Raw genomic sequence first — 19,853 nt, 5'->3', positions numbered from 1 at the left:
TTAATCACTTATCCTTTTTGGAATTAAATTTTTTCCAAAAAGGATATGATCCTGTTTCCTTATACCTCTGTAATATCATTTGATCATATTCCTGGGCTCCTGTCTTTTCTTTCATTAATCCTGCCCGAAATCCTGAAGATTGACAATTAGCAAAAGCAGTGTTAGTCATTTTTATGAACCAATGGTCAAAATCAGTTCTGTTCTTCTTTATAGCTAGCAATTGATGTCTATTTAAGCAAAAAGCATAAAAATCAGCAACCTGCAATAAGACATCTGAATGCGAGGACATAAAGGTAACGAATGGTCTATCTGTAAAAGCATTTAGTTTCTCATAGTATTTTCTCGTTCCGGCTTTCTCAATTCCTTCGTCGCAGAAAATTTCGAAGTTCCTAATAGGATCAACGTCTTTTACATGAATAAAAATTCTGTTGATGACAAAATGTAAAGCTTTTTCTTCCACCGACATACTGCCATCATCAATCAACCCATTTTCTTCAAAAGTCCTGCTGGTCATTGTCTGTACAAACAATGTAAGTATAAAGCTATTTAATATTGCTGCAAAATTTTCAAAAATATCCTTTACTTGATTCGTTTCAAGTTTGTCGTATTCTTTACGCCGATTTAAAAGATCTGTAAAATGAAACTCCTTAATACCTAAATCTTCATATTTTTTAAGGAGTTTTATAATTTTGTTGCTAAGCTCTTCACGAATATCCTTTTCAATTAATACTGCCAAATAGGTGCAACGGTCGCTTTTTAGCATCAAAGATTCACTGACATTTCCAGGCGAACCGGTATCGTCGATTACAAATAAATCTCTCATCTATAATGGTATTACTGGGTACCAACCTTTTCTGCCAGGCATATTAAAGCTATGTCTTAATCTACCGTTAAAATTAGTAGCGAATACTCTTGTACCCTTTAGTTTTAAATAGTCTACTATATATTGATCAGGGTTACTTCCACCACAGGATATATAAGCTGTCCCTGGATTTAACCTACTCATGATTGCAGTATTCAAATTATTTTTACTTCCATGATGTGGCACATCTAAAAAGTCTAAATTCTTCAGATCATACTTTTCTATAACCGGTAAAATTGCTTCTGGCCCTGCATCTGATGTAAAAAGTACTTTTTTGTTATCCCCACTAAAAAGCAAAATTGTGCTACTATTATTCTCATTGGAACGATCAATTAGTCTATCAAACTCATTTGCCCTATCTTCAAGATTTAAATTATCTGATACAGCCTTTTCAATCACAATGCTTTCATATAATAAATGAATATCACGAAATGAATTAAGTTTTTCCTTGTAATACTCTGATGAAGGTCCCAAAACTTTAATCGGAATCTTAGGATGGCTTCTACTCTCTAAAGGTTGCTTTCTGTCAATTTGCTTTTCATCTATTATAGCAATTAGATCCTTGGAAAAGTTCAAGCTTTCTACTACATACTTTAATCCTTTTTCGAAATAGTCGGTATCAAAAAATGATTTTATTTCTGATTCATCTATCTTATGCAATTTTGGATCATGTATCCAAAATTCTTGGATTGTCATATGTTCAATAATATAAAAAAAACCTCTTATATGATCTTTGTCAGGATGAGTACTGATTGCCAAATCAATTGATTTTTTATTAGTGTGCTTGTTGATATGATCTACGACCATTTTACCATGCTCTTCTGTCTTACCAGCATCAATCACAATAATATATTCTCGATCATCTGCATCCAGATATCTTAAGATTATAGCGTCGGCATTACCAACATTCAACATATCAATTTCAAATGGCATGATTCTCTATTATTTCAGGGCAATATAATCTTACTTGCACCTCGGTTATACTCTCAGCGTACGACATTAGGTCGCTCGCAAGTTCTTTGTTAATGGGAGTGAGATTTGTTCCTACAGTTCTGATATTATTTAGCCTTTCTGGCGAAATGCTACTATCTTTAATAGTTTTATAGCTGCACCTGGTTTCAAGATGTTCCATAATCTTATTTTTATGATCTTTTGGATTCTTAATCCAATCTTCATCCATTTCATGATACTGGCACAAGGTCTTTGGGATATTACCTGCAACCATATTATTATAAAAACCAGGAATACAGGCATGTAAATCCCACCCAATCGATTGGAAGCTCACAGCTATATCACTTCCTGTATATAAATTCTGAACCATTTGGAAATGTTTAATCCTAACCATGAACAGATCAACCGTTCTAAGCAAAAGGGTAAATGTGTTGTTATACAACTTTGCAAATGGCAACTTATTTCCAGCATCACTTATTATTACCACATCACATTTGTAAGAACTGTTTTTCTGAGTTAGCTTATGTGCACCTTGGTTATCATAAACCCCACCATCAACCAATTTTGGATCTACCGTTCCATATTGCTCGGGATTTTGATAGAATTTCCTGTCTATGCTTATTGGAGTGAATGCAAACGGAACGCATGAGGATGCAATCACAGCTCTGGAAATTGGAAAATTTCTTCCATCAAAGAGTATTGGGTTATTCTGGTGTGCATACAGGCTGTCTTCCATTTTTCTTTTTGAAAATGTAAACGGTCTTTGGGTCTGCAAGTTTGTAGAACCTATTGCCAATTCCGGCTTTTCACACAGTTGCGAAAGTACTTTCCCCGAGTAAAAAAATTCGTCATAAGCTTTTTCTATAATTTCACTGACCGGAAAAAGTTTAAACTGAAATTTGACCAACAGATAAAAAAACAAAATTATGATAGGTACAGACAAGATGGCGAAATGAGTGAATTGAAGAAACAGCGCAAAGCCCGCAAAAGCAAGCACTAATATTACAAGTCTTATAAACTTCCAGGAACGTAGTACATAGCCGATAACACTCTTGTTTGTTAAGGCATTAAACATTTTTTCTTCAAAACTTTTAAAATCGCCTTCATGAAGACAAAAAGCTGCACCAGTGATTGAACCTCCGGATATGGTTGAAAGTTTCTCAACGTTATTAAGAACTCCTAAAGAATGAAGTTTTTTTAATGTGCCGAGATGGTAGACAGCAGCACGATAGCCACCTCCTGATAAGGCAACTCCGATTTTTTTAGTAGAGGTCATTAGTATTTGAATATCTTAAAATGTAAATATAATAAAATTTAGAATCTGTGTCTATAAAGTATATTTCGATGGAACTATATTCTTTTATTTATTCGACCATACTAAAAAAAAATTATAATTCAACATTTGTTAGCTATCAACTATCAGATAGTCGCTCATCGTGAATACGTAAAACTACTGCACATTATTGCTAAGGTTATCTTTTAAAATCAAATACATTCCTCAAAACCGCCATATCATCACTCACTTTCCTATCCAAAATTTTTGCATAATGTTGAGTTGTTTTTAGATTCTTATGACCAAGCATTTTACTTAAACTTTCAATCGGAACACCATTGGATAATGTAACTGTAGTTGCAAACGTGTGTCTCGCGATATGAAATGTCAATTCTTTGTTAATTCCACAAACGTTAGCAATCTCTTTGAGGTAAGAGTTCATTTCCTGATTACTGAGAACAGGAAACAGAACATTTAAATTAACACATTCCGGATGATCTTCATATTTCAAAATAATCTCTTGAGCTAATGGCAGTAGCGGAACTCTGGGTGCTGTACCAGTTTTCTGACGAGTTAATATCCATTTGTCACCATCTATTCTAATATTAATGTGAGATTTAGATAATTTTACTACATCGACATAAGCTAATTCAGTATAACAACTGAAAAGGAAAATATCACGTACTTGACTCGAGAGTTGTGATTTTTATTTTCCTAGTGTAAGGTGTATATATTTGCCCTACGGAAAATTCAGTAGAAACACTGAGTGGAAGTTTTGGTTGACTTTTTATTTTTGGTGTTTACGGGAATCCGTAATCAAGGTTTACTATGTCTTAATATTTTTGTCAAAAAATATAATCTTATGAGCTATCAAAAATACCAAATAGTCTATTCAAATTATAGGAGATCGACTAATATTTATAATGATAAATCTAAATTTATTTGAGTTGAGAATGAATTTTATAATTAATTCTAAGACAATATTACTTTTTGATTTGGACGGAACTCTTATAGATACTGATAAAGCAAATTTTTTGGCCTACAAATCAGCAATTTTCAATATCACTAATATAAAAATTGAAGATATCTACAAAGAAAGAATAAATAGAACGCTGATAAAAGAAATATTAATAGGCACTTCTGATGAATTACTTTCAGAAATAGTACTAGCTAAGGAAAAGATATATTCAGAATACCTAAGCTATACAAAATTGATAGCTGAAAATTATAAGCTGCTTTTAAAACATTCTAATACAAATAAAATTTATTTAGTAACAAATTGCAGAAAAAATAGGGCATTACAACTTCTAGATTATCACAACATTAGAAATTATTTTACAGATTTTATATTCAGAGATGAAAATACAGAAAGTAAATATATAAATAAATTTGAAACAGCTATTAGACAATTAGATTTAAACAAGAAGGATATATTAATATATGAAAATGAAATTGTAGAAATTGAGAAAGCTATAAAAATAGGAATAAAGCAAACCCAAATAATTAAAACCTAATATGAAAAATTTTACTATTAACACCAATTCTTATCTGGATTACGAGATTAAAGCATATTATTTTGGAACTCATGAAAATTGGAGAAGTACGGAAGTTGGCTTTTTAAACACTTTAAAGAATGATGATGGAACATTTACAAATGCTAAAAGAGAATTTGGATTTACTCTGGATGAAGCTAAAAATAAAGTAAAGGAAATACTGACTAAAGATCTAATAGAAATAAAAAAAAATTATGATTCGAAATTAACCATTTGTATAGTCCCAAGATCCAAGCCATTAACTATGTACAATGATAATCAATTAAAATTTAGTGAAGCAATAAAAGAATTTGTAAATGAGCATACAGAATTTTATGATGGAACAAACTACATTCAGAGAGTTATTGAAACACCTGTTACACATTTAACAAGAGATTATAGCTCTGTTACAGTTGGTTTAACAAAAGAAACTTGTAATATATCTGATGAAGTGAATGGAAAAGATATCATTTTGATTGATGATATTTATACTGAATCAGTCAATATCATTGAAGATGCAATTCAGGCATTATTTGACAATGGAGCAAAATCTGTAATTTTGTATACAGTTGGTAAAACTATATAATTAAAGGAAAAATGAAATTTACTGAAAATGCATTAAATATTTTAACTACCAAATCATTTAAAGGTATTGGTAGATCTTGGATAAAAAAATACATTAAAGGAGATGAAAATATAAGTAGAATTATATTTTTAATAAATGAATATTCCAAACAAGAAGAAATTATAACTGAGGATTTTTTCAATTATAAAAAAAGTGAAATTTTAAAAGAAATTTCATTACTTACAAATAATTGCGATGGATTGACAGCAATTGGCGACGATGACTTTCCAACTATTAGAGGCAATGTAAAGGATGGAGATTATCCAATATTTTTGTTTTATAAAGGTAATTTAAATTTGTTAAATTTCACGAATATAAATATTGCTGTAATTGGTTTATTAAATCCAACTGATAGTATAATAGAAAGAGAAAAAAAACTTGTCAGGGAAATCATTAATAATAATTGTACGATAGTGAGCGGTCTCGCTTTGGGCTGTGATACAGTTGCACATAAAGAATCTCTACAAAATGGAAAAACAATTGCAATACTACCAAATCATTTAGGAAAAATAACTCCTTCATCCAACAAAAGTTTATCCGAAGACATTTTAAAAAAAGATGGTTTATTAATTACTGAATATTATAATGATTTTAATTCTGCCAGAGAATTAAGTAGCAGATATAAAGATCGAGACAGATTACAAGCTCTATTTAGCGATGCTGTAGTACTGGCAGCAAGTTACTCGCCTGATTCTGGGAAAATTTGGAATCTAATAGGGAAATTTGATAGTGGGGCAAGGCTGGCCATGGAATTTGCAAGAGAATACAATATCTATACAGCAGTAATGTATGATGAAAATATAGATTTTAATGACCCTATGTTCGATTTAAATCGAAAACTATTAAATGATAGTAAAAAAACTATATTATTGAAACAAAAAAATCTGCAAGAATTAATATCTAAAATTAGAATTTCAAAAAATAATATTAATCAGCAAGCTCTATTGTTTGAATAAAGAATCTGTTCAAAAAATATATTTTAGAAATTACTATTACATTTCCGTTGAATGTAAGATTTTATACATAGGATGATTTTATTTCGAAAAATAATTATAATTTTAGATGATAACCATTGAAGACTAATCATGTTAATTATTGGAAATTACATTAAGAATTTAGAATGCGAAAGTTTTTTGGACACAGAAACAAATCGCATTAGAATTAGACCAACAAAAAATCAGGGGATACCAGATGATTTGGTAATTGAGTGTTTGAGAGAGTATAGAGATATAACTAAATTTCCTTTAGGTACAAAATTTATTGCTGAGGACGTCAAGGTTTGCAAAAAACCAATAGGCCGAATTTATCTTAGAGCTAAAAACCAGTTATTAACTCGAATTTAAAAGGTAAATTAAAATATAGTATCTATTACTATTATTTTTTCTTAAGTATTTCCTATCAGCGTAACTATACTTTATGTATTCTTTCTATTTATAGAAAATTCTTTTATTTATACTAATGACTACTTTTACTAAAAGCTATTAAGAATGGACGCCTTTAAAACTCATGAGAAAGTAATATCTGATTATAAATCATATTTACAATCTTTTATTAATATTAAAGATCAAAGAATTTCAGATTTTGTCAATAATTCGACTTTAGTTGAAAATATTCTCCCTGAACCGCTTATACAATTCAACCCCTCTTTTGAAAGAGGTCAATCTTTCGATGAATTAATTCAGGAAAATATAATACATCCAAATTTGTCAAAAGCGCTGGGTTCATATAGGCTATACAGGCATCAGTCTGAAGCCATTCAAATAGGTGTTCAAGATCAAGGGTTTGTAGTAACTTCCGGAACAGGTTCAGGTAAATCTCTAACATTCCTAGCTACTATTTTCAATGATCTTTTTAAAAGGGGTAATGGAAAGGAAAAAGGCGTAAAAGCTATATTGGTTTATCCAATGAATGCCTTAATAAATTCGCAAGAAGAGGAAATCAAAAAATATAAGATCAATTATTTAGAAAAATATGTAAGTCTTTCGGACATTGACAGATCTAATAAAACTCTGGACGAAATTATTGATCATCTGGAAGGCCTAACTTCCGAAAGATTTCCCATATCATTTGCAAAATATACAGGACAGGAATCAAGTGTTGATAGAGATCGGGTAAAAAATGATGAACCCGATATTCTTCTGACCAATTATATGATGTTGGAATTAATAATGACTAGGCAGTCTGAAAACTGGTTAAGGGATTCAATGACTAAACATCTTAAATATCTTGTCTATGATGAGCTTCATACATATAGAGGCAGACAAGGTGCTGATGTTAGCTTTCTGAATAGGAGAATTCAGGCTCTTGTAATGAATAATTTAATTTTCATTGGTACATCAGCCACAATGGCTTCCCACGGGTCTCCTGAAGAAAAAAAGAAAAAAGTGGCAGAAGTTGCCACACAAATATTTGGTAAAGAAATTTCATATGAATGCGTTATTAATGAATACCTTGAGCCATGTACACTTGCTAAACAAGTAAATCCTTCTCAACTAACCGATGCTGTGAGAAAAGGAATCAGTATAGAAGATTCAGAAGAAGAATTCATAAATAATGATTTAGCTAATTGGTTGGAAATAAATGTTGCGCTTCGGTACAACCAAGATATAATAGAAAGAGGAAAACCACTGCGTATAGATCAAATCACTAATCAAATTGCTGAAACAGTTACTTCGTTGTCACGAGATGAGATTCGAAACATAGTTATTGATCTATTAAAATGGGCAGAGCGGATTAATGAAGATAATAGACAAAAGGGAACTCGCAAATCATTTCTTCCTTTCCGTTTTCATCAATTTATTTCTCAGACCGGATCTATATCGGTAACGCTAGAACCAAGAAATACACGTTATATAACTTCATCAGATGAACCATTCGTTAAGATTGAAAATAAAGAGAGAAAGCTATATCCATTATTATTTTCCAGATATTCTGGTTACGAGTTTTTAACTGTTGAGTTAGACATTGATAATGCAGAAATTTTACCTATCACTTCTATTAAAGATTTTAAAAATAAAAAGAAAGACGATGTTAATCAAAAGAGTCCGGATATAAGAGATTTCAGATATGGGTACATTATATTGGATGAAGGTGAAGAATTTTGGAAAGAAGACTTTAAATATTTAGTTCCTCGTGAATGGTGGAATAAGGCAGAAACAGCTTTACTGCCATACTATCAAATGTTATTGCCTCATACGTTATATTTTAATAGTGAAGGACAGTTTTCTTTTGAAGCTAAATTTCCGATTAAAGGATATTTTATTCCTAGTCCATTAATATTAGATCCTACATGCTCAATCGTTTATGAAGATAGTCGTTTAAAAGACTCTACAAAACTAGCCAGACTAGGTTCTGAGGGACGTAGCACAGCTACTTCAATTCTTTCTATGTCCGTAATAAGAAGTTTATCAGATGAAAAATTAGTGGATCAGAAATTATTAAGTTTTACAGACAACAGACAAGATGCATCATTACAGGCTGGCCATTTTAATGATTTTTATAATACGGTTCGTTTTAGAGCTGGTTTACTTAAATCAATAAAGTATAAAGACGGGTCAATAGAAGTACATGAATTGGCAGAAGAGTTACTTAAGGCGTTGAATTTAAGAGAAGTAGATTATGCTAGAAATCCTTCAGAAGATGAAGATTTTGGTAATGACAGGAATAAAGATGCTATTAAATACCTTTTGTTATACCGTGCATTTCAAGACCTTAAAAGAGGATGGCGTTATATTTTACCCAATCTAGAACAAGTGGGATTGATTAAAATTGAATATAAAAAACTTGAAAAATTAGCTAATGTTCAGGAGAAATTTAAAGACATAGAATTTCTTGAAGAATTAACAGCTGCAAAAAGGTATGAGATTTTAAAAAATATACTTGACTATTTTAGAACAAACTTTGCTCTAGATCATCGCTTTTTTGATAATGTCGCTAATATTGAAACATTGATAAAGGATTTATTAGATGTAGATAAACCATGGTCACTGGGTATAGAAGAAAAATTAGATAAACCTCGAGTAATGGTTGTCGGTTCTATCAAACCTAAAGTAAAAGGAATTTTTGATGCATCTATTGGTGTTCGTTCAAGTTTAGGAAAATATTTGAATCGTGAACGAATCGAATCCGGTCTAGCAAAATTAAAGAAAGACGAATATGAGTTGTGGATCAATGATATTCTGAAAGTATTATGCGAAACAAATTTTATAAGAAAGACAAATGATAAACGTTTGCCAAATCAAGATCTTTATAAATTGATTGTCGATAATATTACTTGGAAACACAACGCGGATGGTATAGTAGAAATTGATAAAACAAGGCTTAATTATCAAAACGAATTACTCGAAATTCAACCAAATCCATATTTTAAAAAGTTGTATCAATTTGACTTTAGTCAATTCAAAAAAGAGTTGATTGCTAAAGAACACACTGGTCAAATTGGTGCACAGGAAAGAATTAATCGTGAGGATGCTTTTAGAAAAGGAGAAATATCCACTTTATACTGCTCTCCTACTATGGAATTAGGAATTGACATTGCCAATTTAAACATTGTACATATGCGAAATGTACCTCCAAACGCTGCAAACTATGCTCAAAGAAGTGGACGTGCGGGAAGAGGCGGACAGACTGCATTGGTTTTTACGTACTGTTCCACGATGTCTCCTCACGATGTCAATTATTTTAATAATTCCTCAGAAATGGTCGCTGGCATTGTACAACCGCCTAGGATTGATTTGATTAATGAGGAATTAATCGTCTCACACCTCAATGCTTTTCTTCTAATGAAACTTGAGATTAAAGAACTAAAAACTTCAGCAGCGGACGTATTAGATTTATCTGATGAAAGAAATGTATTCTTAAAGCATGATATATTGGAAAGAATAGAACATCTTGTTTCTATTATGAAAAAAGAATTATTGCTGGAATTTGAAAAGATAGCATATTCTTTACTGCCAGAGCTTGATAAAACCGTCTGGTTTACACAATTATGGATTTTAGACAAAATTGAGAAATTCCCAGCCCATTTTGACTCTTCATTCAAGCGCTGGATCAAAATGTTTCAAAATGCTTGTATGCTCAGAAATAAAGCGCAATCAATTTTGGATAATCATACTTATAAATCAGATAGCACAGAGCGAAAAGAAGCAGCTAAACAAGAAAGATTTGCCAGAAAACAGATAGCTTTACTAAAAAATGAAGAGCAGCAGAGTTCAAGCAATTCTGAGTTTTATGTATTTCGTTATTTGGCTGCAGAAGGTTTTTTACCTGGTTATAATTTCACTCGTCTTCCAGTTCGAGCTGTACTAGGGAAAAGCTATCAAGATGATGTAGAAGTTATTTCAAGACCTCGCGCTTTGGCTTTATCCGAATTCGGCCCATTAAACACAGTTTATCATTCTGGTAATAAATTTAGGCTTAATAGAATGATGATTTCAGACATAGAGCATAACTTACAAAAAATAAAGGTTTCTAGCAAGACTGGTTACGCTTTTATGAATGAAGAAATTGATTTGGCTAATATTGATCCAATTAATAGAAAGTCCCTTGTAGGAGATGCTATGGAGTTATATACAAAAGTCATAGAGTTATCAGAATGCGAAGGTATTCCTTTACAGAAAATCTCTTGTATTGAAGAAGAAAGAAGTCGTTCAGGTTATGAAGTTACATCATATTTTAATTTCCCTCATGGAATTGAAAATACAGAATCAGTTGTTTTAAAAAAAGGTGGTGAGAAGCTACTACAATTATATTTTAGTAAAACGGCGAGTCTTATTAAGCTTAATAAAAAAGCAAGAAGATCACAACAATCAGGCTTCAAGATCGATCAAAGAAATGGTGTTTGGATACAAGAGAGAAATCTAAACAATAATCAAGAGCTAATTGATAATACCAAGGAAATAATGCTTTTTACCAAAGATACTGCTGATGTTCTATATATTCAGCCCCTCGGTAATATTGGAACAACACCTGATCAGGTTGTGTCTCTTAGCTATGCTTTAAAAAGAGGGATAGAAAAATTATTTCTTGTAGAAGAAAGCGAAATGGCTGTTAGTGTAATGGGAGATAAAGAAAGACCTAATATTCTTATCCACGAAGCATCGGAAGGCTCCCTTGGTATTCTTTCACAATTAATGGATCCTCCCAAAATGAAAGAATGGTTTAAAATTAGCTATGAGGTCCTTCATTTTGACTTAGAAACCAGAGAGGAAACCGAACAAGGTAAAAAACTGCCTCACGCAACTTATCAAGATTTATTAAGCTATTATAATCAAATTTATCATCAACAACTGAACCGACATATTATCAAAGAAGTTTTAGAATATTTAATGGATTGTGATATTGAAATTGTTCAGGGAGGTAAAAATGATCGGGAAGAACAATATCGTTATTTACTAGAAGCATATGATAAGAATAGCAGTACAGAGCTGAAGCTCATAAGGCATCTATATGAAAATGGATATTCACTTCCCGATCGGGCACAGGTAAATCTGGATAGTTATTATATAAATGCAGATTTTGTGTACAAGACCAGTTCTGGATTTACATTAATATTCTGTGATGGTTCTGTACATGACCTTGAAGAAGTTAAAAAACGTGATCAAATGATTGATCAGATACTAAAAGAGGGATCACACGATGTTGTACGATGGCACTACACGGAATCTTTGGAAGATTTGATCAAAAGACGTAAAGATATTTTTAGAAAAGTACAATAACCTTTTAGGTTTAGAACATAGATATAGAATGAATAATAAATATAGTCCGGGCAATTTAGTACGATATAGAAATCGTGACTGGATGGTACTCCCTTCTAATGAAGATAATATTCTGTTAGTTAAACCACTTGGAGGTTCCGATGAGGAAACAACAGGTATTTTTATGCCATTAGCAAAAGATATCGAGACAGTAGAAAAAGCCTCTTTTAAAGAACCTACACCAAATCAAATCGGGAATTTTGAAACGGCAAAACTTCTGTATAATGCATCCCGACTTTCTTTAAGAAATGCCGCAGGTCCATTTAGGAGTATGGGCAAACTATCCTTCAGGCCTAGGTCATATCAGGTCGTTCCTTTAGTAATGGCATTAAAACAGGATGTTACCCGATTGTTGATTGCTGATGATGTAGGTATTGGAAAGACTATTGAGGCTTTACTCATTATCAAAGAACTAATTGAAAGAGGTGAAATCAAAAAATTTGCAGTGATTTGCCCGCCTCATTTATGTGAACAATGGCAGCAAGAATTGAAGGATAAGTTGGATATTGATGCAGAAATTATCCGTTCCAGTACAGCATCCCGCTTAGATCGTATGGTGCCTGATGATCGATCGGTCTTTTACCATGTCCCATATCAGGTAATTTCGGTTGATTATATAAAAACAGATAAACGCAGAGGAATCTTTTTAAATGACTGCCCTGAATTGGTTGTTGTGGACGAAGCGCATACCTGTGCCTTACCTAAAGGAGCGTCGTCAAAAAATCAACAACAACGATATAACCTAATTCATGATATTGCTGCAAATAAAAATCGACATTTAGTATTACTCACAGCTACACCTCATAGTGGTAAGGATGAAGAATTTCTTTCTCTTTTAGGCTTATTAAATCCATCTTTCCGACAACTGAATTTTGAACAATTGGAGCAAGCTGACAGACGGAAAATTGCACAATATTTTATACAGCGTAAGCGTGAAAATATTCGTAGATGGCTGAATGAAGATACGTTGTTTCCTGAAAGAGATTCTAAAGAAGTCGCTTTCACGTTATCAGAAGATACTAAAGCTTTTTATAATCAACTTGTTGCATTTGCAAGAGGGATTTCAGATGTAAAAACAGATAATGAAAATACAAGACTTTTGCGTTCTTGGGCGGCAATTGCTTTAATTAAAGGAGCTATGTCAAGTCCAGCTATGGCTCAAGAAATGTTGGCAAATCGCCATGCAAAACTGACTTTAGAGGAAGAACTTACTGAAATTAGTACAGATGCTGTTGAAAATACTTTATTTGAAGAAAATGATTTTGGAGTAGATTTTTCAAGATCAGATTTATTAAATGCGGTTGATTATAGGACAGCTGAATTGGAAGGTCTGACTAAATTATTAAAACAAGCAGAGTTTCTAAATGAAAATACAGAAACAGATTTTAAAATAAAACATACTATTGATCTGATAAGAAAATGGCTAAAGGAAGGCTTCCAGCCAATTATTTTCTGTCATTATATTGCAACAGCAAAATATGTGGAAGAGAAACTAAAAGAAGTTCTTCCTAAAAATGTATTAGTACAGGCGATTACTTCTGAACTAGCGGATGAGCAGCGTAAAGAAGAAATTGGAAGAATGGGAGAACAGGAAAAAAGAGTGCTTGTAGCTACAGATTGTTTAAGTGAAGGGATCAATTTGCAAGACCATTTCAATGCAGTATTGCACTATGACCTTCCCTGGAACCCCAATCGAATTGAACAGCGGGAAGGTAGAGTTGATCGTTTTGGACAAGCTTCCAAGGATATTAAAACCTATATGCTTTATGGAGAAAATAATCCAATGGATAAGTTTATTCTGGAAGTATTAATTCGTAAAGTGCGCGAAATTCAAAAAAGTATTGGAGTTACCATTCCTATTGGTGAAAACAATAAGTCGCTGATGACAGAACTGACACAGAAAATTTTGAAGACTGCTTCAGAAACAGAACAGTTGATCCTTTTTGCTGAAGATAAAATAAGAATTGATAACGAGTTGGAGATGGCCCGTAAAAAAGGAGAAAACTTACGCTCTATTTTTGCTCAGGAATCTGTAGATGCTGAAGCAATAAAAAAAGACCTGCAAGAAGTAGATGAAGCTATTGGTGATCCAAAAGTTGTGGAAAATTTTACTGTATTTGCCTTACAATCATTAGGAGCATCTGTGATATCGGATTTTGATGGGTATAAGGTACAGACAACAAACCTTCCAAAGCATCTTCAAATTTCGTTACTTTCTAAAACAGAAAAATTAAAAGGAAAAACAGAAGTTAAGATTGCTTTTAATTCTCCCACTCCAAAAGGCTATCAATATATTGGACGAAATCATCGTTTTGTCGAGCAACTCTGTCATTATATAGTAAGTAACGCATTTGAGGAAAAAGGTAATTCTTATGGTTTAGCAAGAACTAGTGTGATACAAACCGAAAGCGTCCAAAGTAAAACGACTTTAGTTATGTTTAGGGTTAGAAATGTAGTCAAAGAAGTCCGTTCCAAAAATGAATCCGTAGCAGAAGAAATGTATCTTTGGGGATACAGAGAAAATGGGAATATTTTACAGGATATTGATTTTGAAACATCTAACAAGTTGCTGAATGAATCCATTCCTTTAAGTAATATGTCTATTGAACAACAACAGCAAATTTTAACATTAGAGCTAAATTCTTTTGAAAATAAGAAAGATGCATTTATAGAAATTGCCACGCAACGTGCAGATAGATTGGTAGAAGCGCACGGAAGATTTAAAACTTTGATTGGCGGACGTAGTTACGAAAAATCTACTCCGGTACTTCCACCCGATGTTATGGGCGTCTATATCCTCTTGCCAAAACCTAAATCTCTTTTTTAACTATGAAATTAACAACCATAAATATACAGGGGAACATTTTCACCAGCGAAATTCTTGAAAAAATTCGTCAGGATGATATCAGTTTTCAGAAACCCCAAGATTTTGGATTAAAACCCAGTGAATTAGTCCGTGATGAAATAAATAACGCTTGGAGCCTGCTCAATACACATTGGCAAATCTTTAAACAAAAAAGAAGCTCATTTTCTGAAATAGATAAAGGAGTTTCTGAAACCCGTAAATATTGGATTATTCCGCTTCTCAATCTTTTAGGCTATGAGGTTGCACTTTCCAATGCGGAAATTATCAATGGAAAATCCTACGCTATATCTCACAGAGCTTCCAATAAAGATGGTTTTCCTATGCATATTGTAGGCAGTGAACAGTCAATGGATAAAAAAGCCGAGAATGGGCCGAGATTATCGCCTCACTCATTGGTACAAGAATATATTAATTCTACGGAATACATTTATGGCTTTGTAACCAATGGAAATTACTTTCGTGTATTGCGTGATGCTACTCGACTTTCGAGATTAAGTTATCTGGAGTTCAATTTGGAACAGATGATGGAGGAAGGGCATTACGCTGAATTTGCTATTTTCTACCGTTTGTTGCACGCTTCGCGCATTAATGATAAAAAAGAAGATGGGAAAGATGCTACGCTTGAATATTATCATAATGAGGCTTTAGCATCAGGTTCACGCATCCGTGAGCGGCTAAGTATGGCTGTAGAAAATTCAATAGTCACTTTGGCTAACGGTTTACTTTCACAACAAGAAAACACGGAATTAAGAAATGCTTTTGAAATAGGGAAACTTTCAGCAAAAGATTATTATCTGCACATTTTAAGATCTGTTTATCGGATATTATTCCTATTAGTTATTGAAGAGCGAAATCTGATCTACAAAGAGAACTTAACCGAAGATGAAAAGAAGCTAAAAGATGTCTATTATCAATATTACAGCATTCAGCGTCTTACATTTTTAGTTAATAAAGCCATTTATATTGATCCAAAGAAAACGGACTTATGGCAATCACTAATGACAACATTCAGACTTTTTGAAGATAGAAGTTATGGTAAAGAATTGGGAATTGATGCACTAAGTTCCGGGATCTTTAGTCAAAATGCTATCAAGAGTATCGAATCAACTACTTTAAACAATAAGGATGTTCTTAATGTCTTTAAGTCCCTAGTCACATTTGAAAATGAAAACAGACAGATAATTAGAGTAAATTATGCTGACTTAGATGTAGAAGAATTTGGTTCAGTATATGAAGGACTTTTAGAATTTGAGCCGGTAGTAGAAAATGACGTATTTCGATTTAAACAAGGTGACGCAAGATCTTCATCAGGATCGCACTATACTCCTGAAGAATTAGTAAAGCCATTAATCACACATTCTCTGGATTACATTATTGCCGAGAAATTAAAAGAAGCTGATCCTGAAAAATCACTATTGAGTATTACGGTATGTGATGTAGCCTGTGGAAGTGGGCACATCTTACTTTCCGCTGCAAGGAGAATTGGATTTGAGCTGGCAAGGATAAGAAGCAATGAAGATCAACCTACGCCGTCTGTTTTACGTATAGCAATTCGTGATGTAATCAAAAACTGTATTTATGGTGTCGACTTAAATCCTTTAGCGGTAGAATTATGTAAAGTAGCTTTATGGTTAGAAGCCCATGATCCAGGAGAGCCTTTGAATTTTTTAGACCATCATATTAAAAATGGTAATGCTATTTTAGGATTAGCGCATTATGAAGAACTTCAAAGTGGTATTGCTAGTGAAGCTTTTAAGGCTCTTCCAGATGATGAAAAAACAATAGCTTCCGCTTTTAAAAAACGTAATGATGATGAGCGTAAATCGCAGATGAGCGAACTTTTTGATTTAAATACTGTTAATGAAGATTTTGTAGACGTACAAAAATCTATAAATCAGTTTAACCAAATGCCTGAAACCACTTCCGAGCAGATTGAAAAAAAAGCCAAAGCTTATGAAGACTTAACCAATGGCAAAAAATGGTTTAGACTTAAACAACTGGCTAACTTACAAGTTGCACAGTTCTTTATTCCCAAAATAACAGAAAATAAGGAAAAACTCACCACACATAGTAAATACAAAACCTATTTGAATTCTGGTACTCAGATTTTAGATCGAGGAGCAAGTATGGCAATAGCGGAGCAAAAAAAGTTTTTTCATTGGTTCCTAGAGTTTCCAGAAGTTTTCCAACAAGGTGGTTTTGATTGTATTTTAGGTAATCCGCCTTTCTTAGGAGGACAAAAGCTTACTGGAAATTATGGAACAAACTTCCTTGAGTATTTAAAACATACCTATAAACCGATTGGAGCAGTAGATTTAGTTACTTATTTTTTCAGAAGAATTTTTGATGTAATCAAAACAAATGGATTTCAGTCTTTAATTTCTACGAACACTATAGCTCAAGGTTCTGCGCGTGAAGGCGGGTTAGATGTGATATCTTCAAGCAATGGAGTTATTAATCATGCGATTCGTTCTATGAAATGGCCAGGTCAAGCTGCCGTTGAGGTTTCTTTGATTACTATCCATAAAGGCGAATGGAAAAATCAATTTATTTTAGATAATAAATCGGTAGATAGAATTACATCTTATTTGGATGATTCCGAAGTTATGGGAAAACCTATGCCGCTAAAAAGTAATTCAGGTAAAAGTTTTCAGGGTAGCATTGTTCTTGGAAAAGGATTTATTTTGACACCGGCAGAAGCTTTAGCCTTAATTAAAAAGGATTCAAGAAACAAAGAAATATTATTTCCTTATTTGAATGGAGATGATCTCAATAACAGTCCTACTCAAGAACCGTCTCGTTGGGTAATTAACTTTTTTGATTGGTCAGAAGAGAAGGCTCGAAGCTATCCAGACTGCTTTGATATAGTGGAACGGCTCGTCAAACCAGAGCGTCTTATTCAAAAGGATAAGGGCGGTAAAGAAAAATGGTGGCAGTTTTTAAGACCAAGAAAAGAACTCTATGCTACCATATCTGAGTTAGACCAGGTAATGGTGATACCTAACCAAGCATGCAAATACGTTGCATTTCAAATTGTCCCTTCAAAAAGTGTTTTTTCTAATGCTTTGGCAGTGATTACCGATACTTCACATTTTTTGTTCTCTGTTGTTTCATCAAATTTTCATAACGAATGGGCTTGGAAATATGCATCTAGGATGAAGGCGGATATGAGATATACTCCCACTGATGTTTTTGAGACTTTCCCTTTACCAAAAAACATTCTTAATTCATTAATTGAAAGTACCGAAAACATAGGAAAAGAATTAAATTTTCAAAGAAAAAATGTAATGACAAAATACGCGATAGGCTTAACTAAACTATACAATTTTATGCATAAAAATACCTCTGAAGTAAGTACAATTTCAGTAACAGAATTTGAAATTGATATAGTAAAACTGCGTTCTACTATGATTAAGTTAGACAACCAGATTTTAAAAGTTTATGGTTGGGATGATTTAAATCTTAACCATGATTTTTATGAAATGGATTATCTGCCCGAAAATGACCGCGTAAGATTTACAATACATCCAACTGCTAGAAAAGAAATCTTAAATCGATTGCTATTATTAAATCTAGCGCAATCAAAGTCTGATACTTTATATAAAATTGTTACCAAAAGATCAAAAATTGTTTCAAAATCTTTAAATACTTTGTTTCCCGAAGATTAAAATAACTTCGGGAAATTATTTTCTTTTATTTTATTACCTGTCTTTTTATTTATAGGTTTAATACTTTTTGGACCTTCAGATGTTTCGGCTTTGTAACGTTGATGATTAAGCATCAATAAACGTTTTAATACTTCCCTACGGGCATCTGGATGAACAGAAAAACGTATCCTATCATTTTCTGGCAGATATTCAAGCTCATAAAAATCATGGCTTAAATCTATCTCACTCCATCTATATGATTTTATAATTAATTGATCCAGTTTTATAGCAATTTTCCTAAACTCACTAAAGTCACTAACAATTTCATTAGTTTCAATATTAATTTGTACTCTTGACAAATATTTTATTAGGAAACTTAAGTGCTTATCTTGTAAATCTATCTCATTTTGTATTCCTTTAGAGTGATACATATTATAAAATCGAGTCAAGCCAATTTTATATTTAAGCATTATTGACTTTCTAACATTGTAATAGTTCCTTCCTAAATCTTCAATCTCATTTCTAATATCTTGTTTAATTTCTTCTGGAAAAGGAAATGTTTCAAAAACCTGTGTTGGAGCATAACTTAAATCAGCTTTCATTGTGCTAGAATATTTCCACGCCCAATATATGTGAAAATTTGATTGTAAAAAGGCAAACATTGTAAACGAATTATTTGCGAATACATTTAATTTAGCATCTAAAACTTTATTTGGTTTTGTAAAAGCAAATGCGGTAGTTTTAGAAACTTGTGCAATAACCATTACCTGGTCTAACTCAGATATGGCATTATACAGAGCAGGTCTTTTTTCACCATATATCCACCACTTTTGAGGTAATGGTTTTCTCAAGGCATACGTCCCAACAATCTCATTATCTTCATTGTCTTTTTTCCAGCGTTGTCTTTCAGGCTTAACTAATTTTTCTATAATCTCATAACAATCGGGATAGGTTTTCGCTTTTTCTTCATCCCAGTCAAAGAAATTTATAACCCATCTTGAAGGTTTTTGTTCTGGATCATTATTTAGGTCATCACCGTTTAAATATGGGAAAAGGACATCCTTATTTCTTGGATCTTTTTTTATTAATTCTTTAGCTTTTTCAGTGGATAGAACAAACCCCTTTCCCAACACTATACTACCTTGAAAGCTCTTTCCTTTATTAGACAACAACGGCATAGGTTTTCCCATAACTTCGGAATCATCCAAATAAGATGTAATTCTATCTACCGATTTATTATCTAAAATAAATTGATTTTTCCATTCGCCTTTATGGATAGTAATCAAAGAAACCTCAACGGCAGCTTGACCTGGCCATTTCATAGAACGAATCGCATGATTAA

Annotated in this window: 10 protein-coding genes and 1 pseudogene; 6 read left to right on the top strand and 5 right to left on the bottom strand. The window is 32.6% G+C overall.

Going from position 1 to position 19,853, the window contains the following annotated elements; all coding sequences use genetic code 11:
* Window positions 1–4: 4 nt before the first annotated feature.
* The 4 genes and pseudogenes from ACM39_RS16385 to ACM39_RS19650 all read right to left on the bottom strand — a co-directional run.
* Window positions 5–823, bottom strand: a complete 819-nt coding sequence (locus ACM39_RS16385) for a DUF3800 domain-containing protein (RefSeq protein ID WP_048512129.1) — start codon at window positions 821–823, stop codon at window positions 5–7.
* Window positions 824–1,795, bottom strand: coding sequence for a ComEC/Rec2 family competence protein (locus ACM39_RS16380; RefSeq protein WP_048512128.1), 972 nt, complete (start codon window positions 1,793–1,795; stop codon window positions 824–826). It lies immediately after the preceding gene.
* A complete protein-coding gene (locus ACM39_RS16375; RefSeq protein WP_048512127.1) occupies window positions 1,785–3,089 on the bottom strand; it encodes a patatin-like phospholipase family protein in 1,305 nt (434 codons plus the stop codon). Before ACM39_RS16375 ends, ACM39_RS16380 begins: the two co-directional genes overlap by 11 nt.
* Before the next feature lie 196 nt (window positions 3,090–3,285).
* Window positions 3,286–3,774 (bottom strand): annotated as a pseudogene (locus ACM39_RS19650) (site-specific integrase); the annotation flags it as partial.
* Window positions 3,775–4,039: 265 nt separating this feature from the next.
* Between ACM39_RS19650 and ACM39_RS16365 the strand changes: the two are divergent.
* The 6 genes from ACM39_RS16365 to ACM39_RS16335 all read left to right on the top strand — a co-directional run bounded on the left by ACM39_RS16365 (window position 4,040) and on the right by ACM39_RS16335 (window position 18,532).
* Window positions 4,040–4,600 (top strand): HAD family hydrolase, encoded by a 561-nt coding sequence (locus tag ACM39_RS16365; protein ID WP_048512126.1) that lies wholly within the window; start codon window positions 4,040–4,042, stop codon window positions 4,598–4,600.
* 1 nt (window position 4,601) lies between these two features.
* Window positions 4,602–5,204 (top strand): hypothetical protein, encoded by a 603-nt coding sequence (locus ACM39_RS16360; protein WP_048512125.1) that lies wholly within the window; start codon window positions 4,602–4,604, stop codon window positions 5,202–5,204.
* An 11-nt stretch (window positions 5,205–5,215) separates the two neighbouring features.
* Window positions 5,216–6,199 carry a DNA-processing protein DprA gene (locus ACM39_RS16355; RefSeq protein WP_048512124.1) on the top strand — a complete coding sequence of 328 codons (984 nt, stop codon included), beginning with the start codon at window positions 5,216–5,218 and terminating at the stop codon, window positions 6,197–6,199.
* Window positions 6,200–6,730: 531 nt separating this feature from the next.
* The gene (locus tag ACM39_RS16345) at window positions 6,731–11,959 is read left to right on the top strand and encodes a DEAD/DEAH box helicase (protein ID WP_048512122.1); all 5,229 of its coding nucleotides are present in this window, start codon (window positions 6,731–6,733) and stop codon (window positions 11,957–11,959) included.
* A 28-nt stretch (window positions 11,960–11,987) separates the two neighbouring features.
* The gene (locus tag ACM39_RS16340) at window positions 11,988–14,825 is read left to right on the top strand and encodes a helicase-related protein (protein WP_048512121.1); all 2,838 of its coding nucleotides are present in this window, start codon (window positions 11,988–11,990) and stop codon (window positions 14,823–14,825) included.
* 2 nt (window positions 14,826–14,827) lie between these two features.
* Entirely contained in the window at window positions 14,828–18,532 is a 3,705-nt protein-coding gene (locus tag ACM39_RS16335; protein WP_228377132.1) for an Eco57I restriction-modification methylase domain-containing protein, read from the top strand.
* On the opposite strand, the gene ACM39_RS16330 is transcribed toward ACM39_RS16335, so the two are convergent.
* Window positions 18,529–19,853 (bottom strand): type IIL restriction-modification enzyme MmeI (locus ACM39_RS16330; RefSeq protein ID WP_228377131.1); only part of this gene is annotated, 1,325 nt, incomplete at its 5' end. The two genes, ACM39_RS16335 and ACM39_RS16330, sit on opposite strands and share 4 nt — an antisense overlap.

This window comes from Chryseobacterium sp. FH2, from assembly GCF_001045455.1.
Lineage (GTDB): Bacteria > Bacteroidota > Bacteroidia > Flavobacteriales > Weeksellaceae > Chryseobacterium.
The sequence above is the reverse complement of the archived record's forward strand: the minus strand, read 5'-3'. Positions and strand labels throughout refer to the sequence as shown.

What these genes read in the sequence shown, in the direction of transcription:
- ACM39_RS16355 (WP_048512124.1), top strand. Translation starts at nt 5,216, where the DNA reads ATGAAATTTACTGAAAATGCATTAAATATTTTAACTACCAAATCATTT.
- ACM39_RS16385 (WP_048512129.1), bottom strand. Translation starts at nt 823, where the DNA reads ATGAGAGATTTATTTGTAATCGACGATACCGGTTCGCCTGGAAATGTC.
- ACM39_RS16335 (WP_228377132.1), top strand. Translation starts at nt 14,828, where the DNA reads ATGAAATTAACAACCATAAATATACAGGGGAACATTTTCACCAGCGAA.
- ACM39_RS16375 (WP_048512127.1), bottom strand. Translation starts at nt 3,089, where the DNA reads ATGACCTCTACTAAAAAAATCGGAGTTGCCTTATCAGGAGGTGGCTAT.
- ACM39_RS16340 (WP_048512121.1), top strand. Translation starts at nt 11,988, where the DNA reads ATGAATAATAAATATAGTCCGGGCAATTTAGTACGATATAGAAATCGT.
- ACM39_RS16365 (WP_048512126.1), top strand. Translation starts at nt 4,040, where the DNA reads ATGAATTTTATAATTAATTCTAAGACAATATTACTTTTTGATTTGGAC.
- ACM39_RS16360 (WP_048512125.1), top strand. Translation starts at nt 4,602, where the DNA reads ATGAAAAATTTTACTATTAACACCAATTCTTATCTGGATTACGAGATT.
- ACM39_RS16380 (WP_048512128.1), bottom strand. Translation starts at nt 1,795, where the DNA reads ATGCCATTTGAAATTGATATGTTGAATGTTGGTAATGCCGACGCTATA.
- ACM39_RS16345 (WP_048512122.1), top strand. Translation starts at nt 6,731, where the DNA reads ATGGACGCCTTTAAAACTCATGAGAAAGTAATATCTGATTATAAATCA.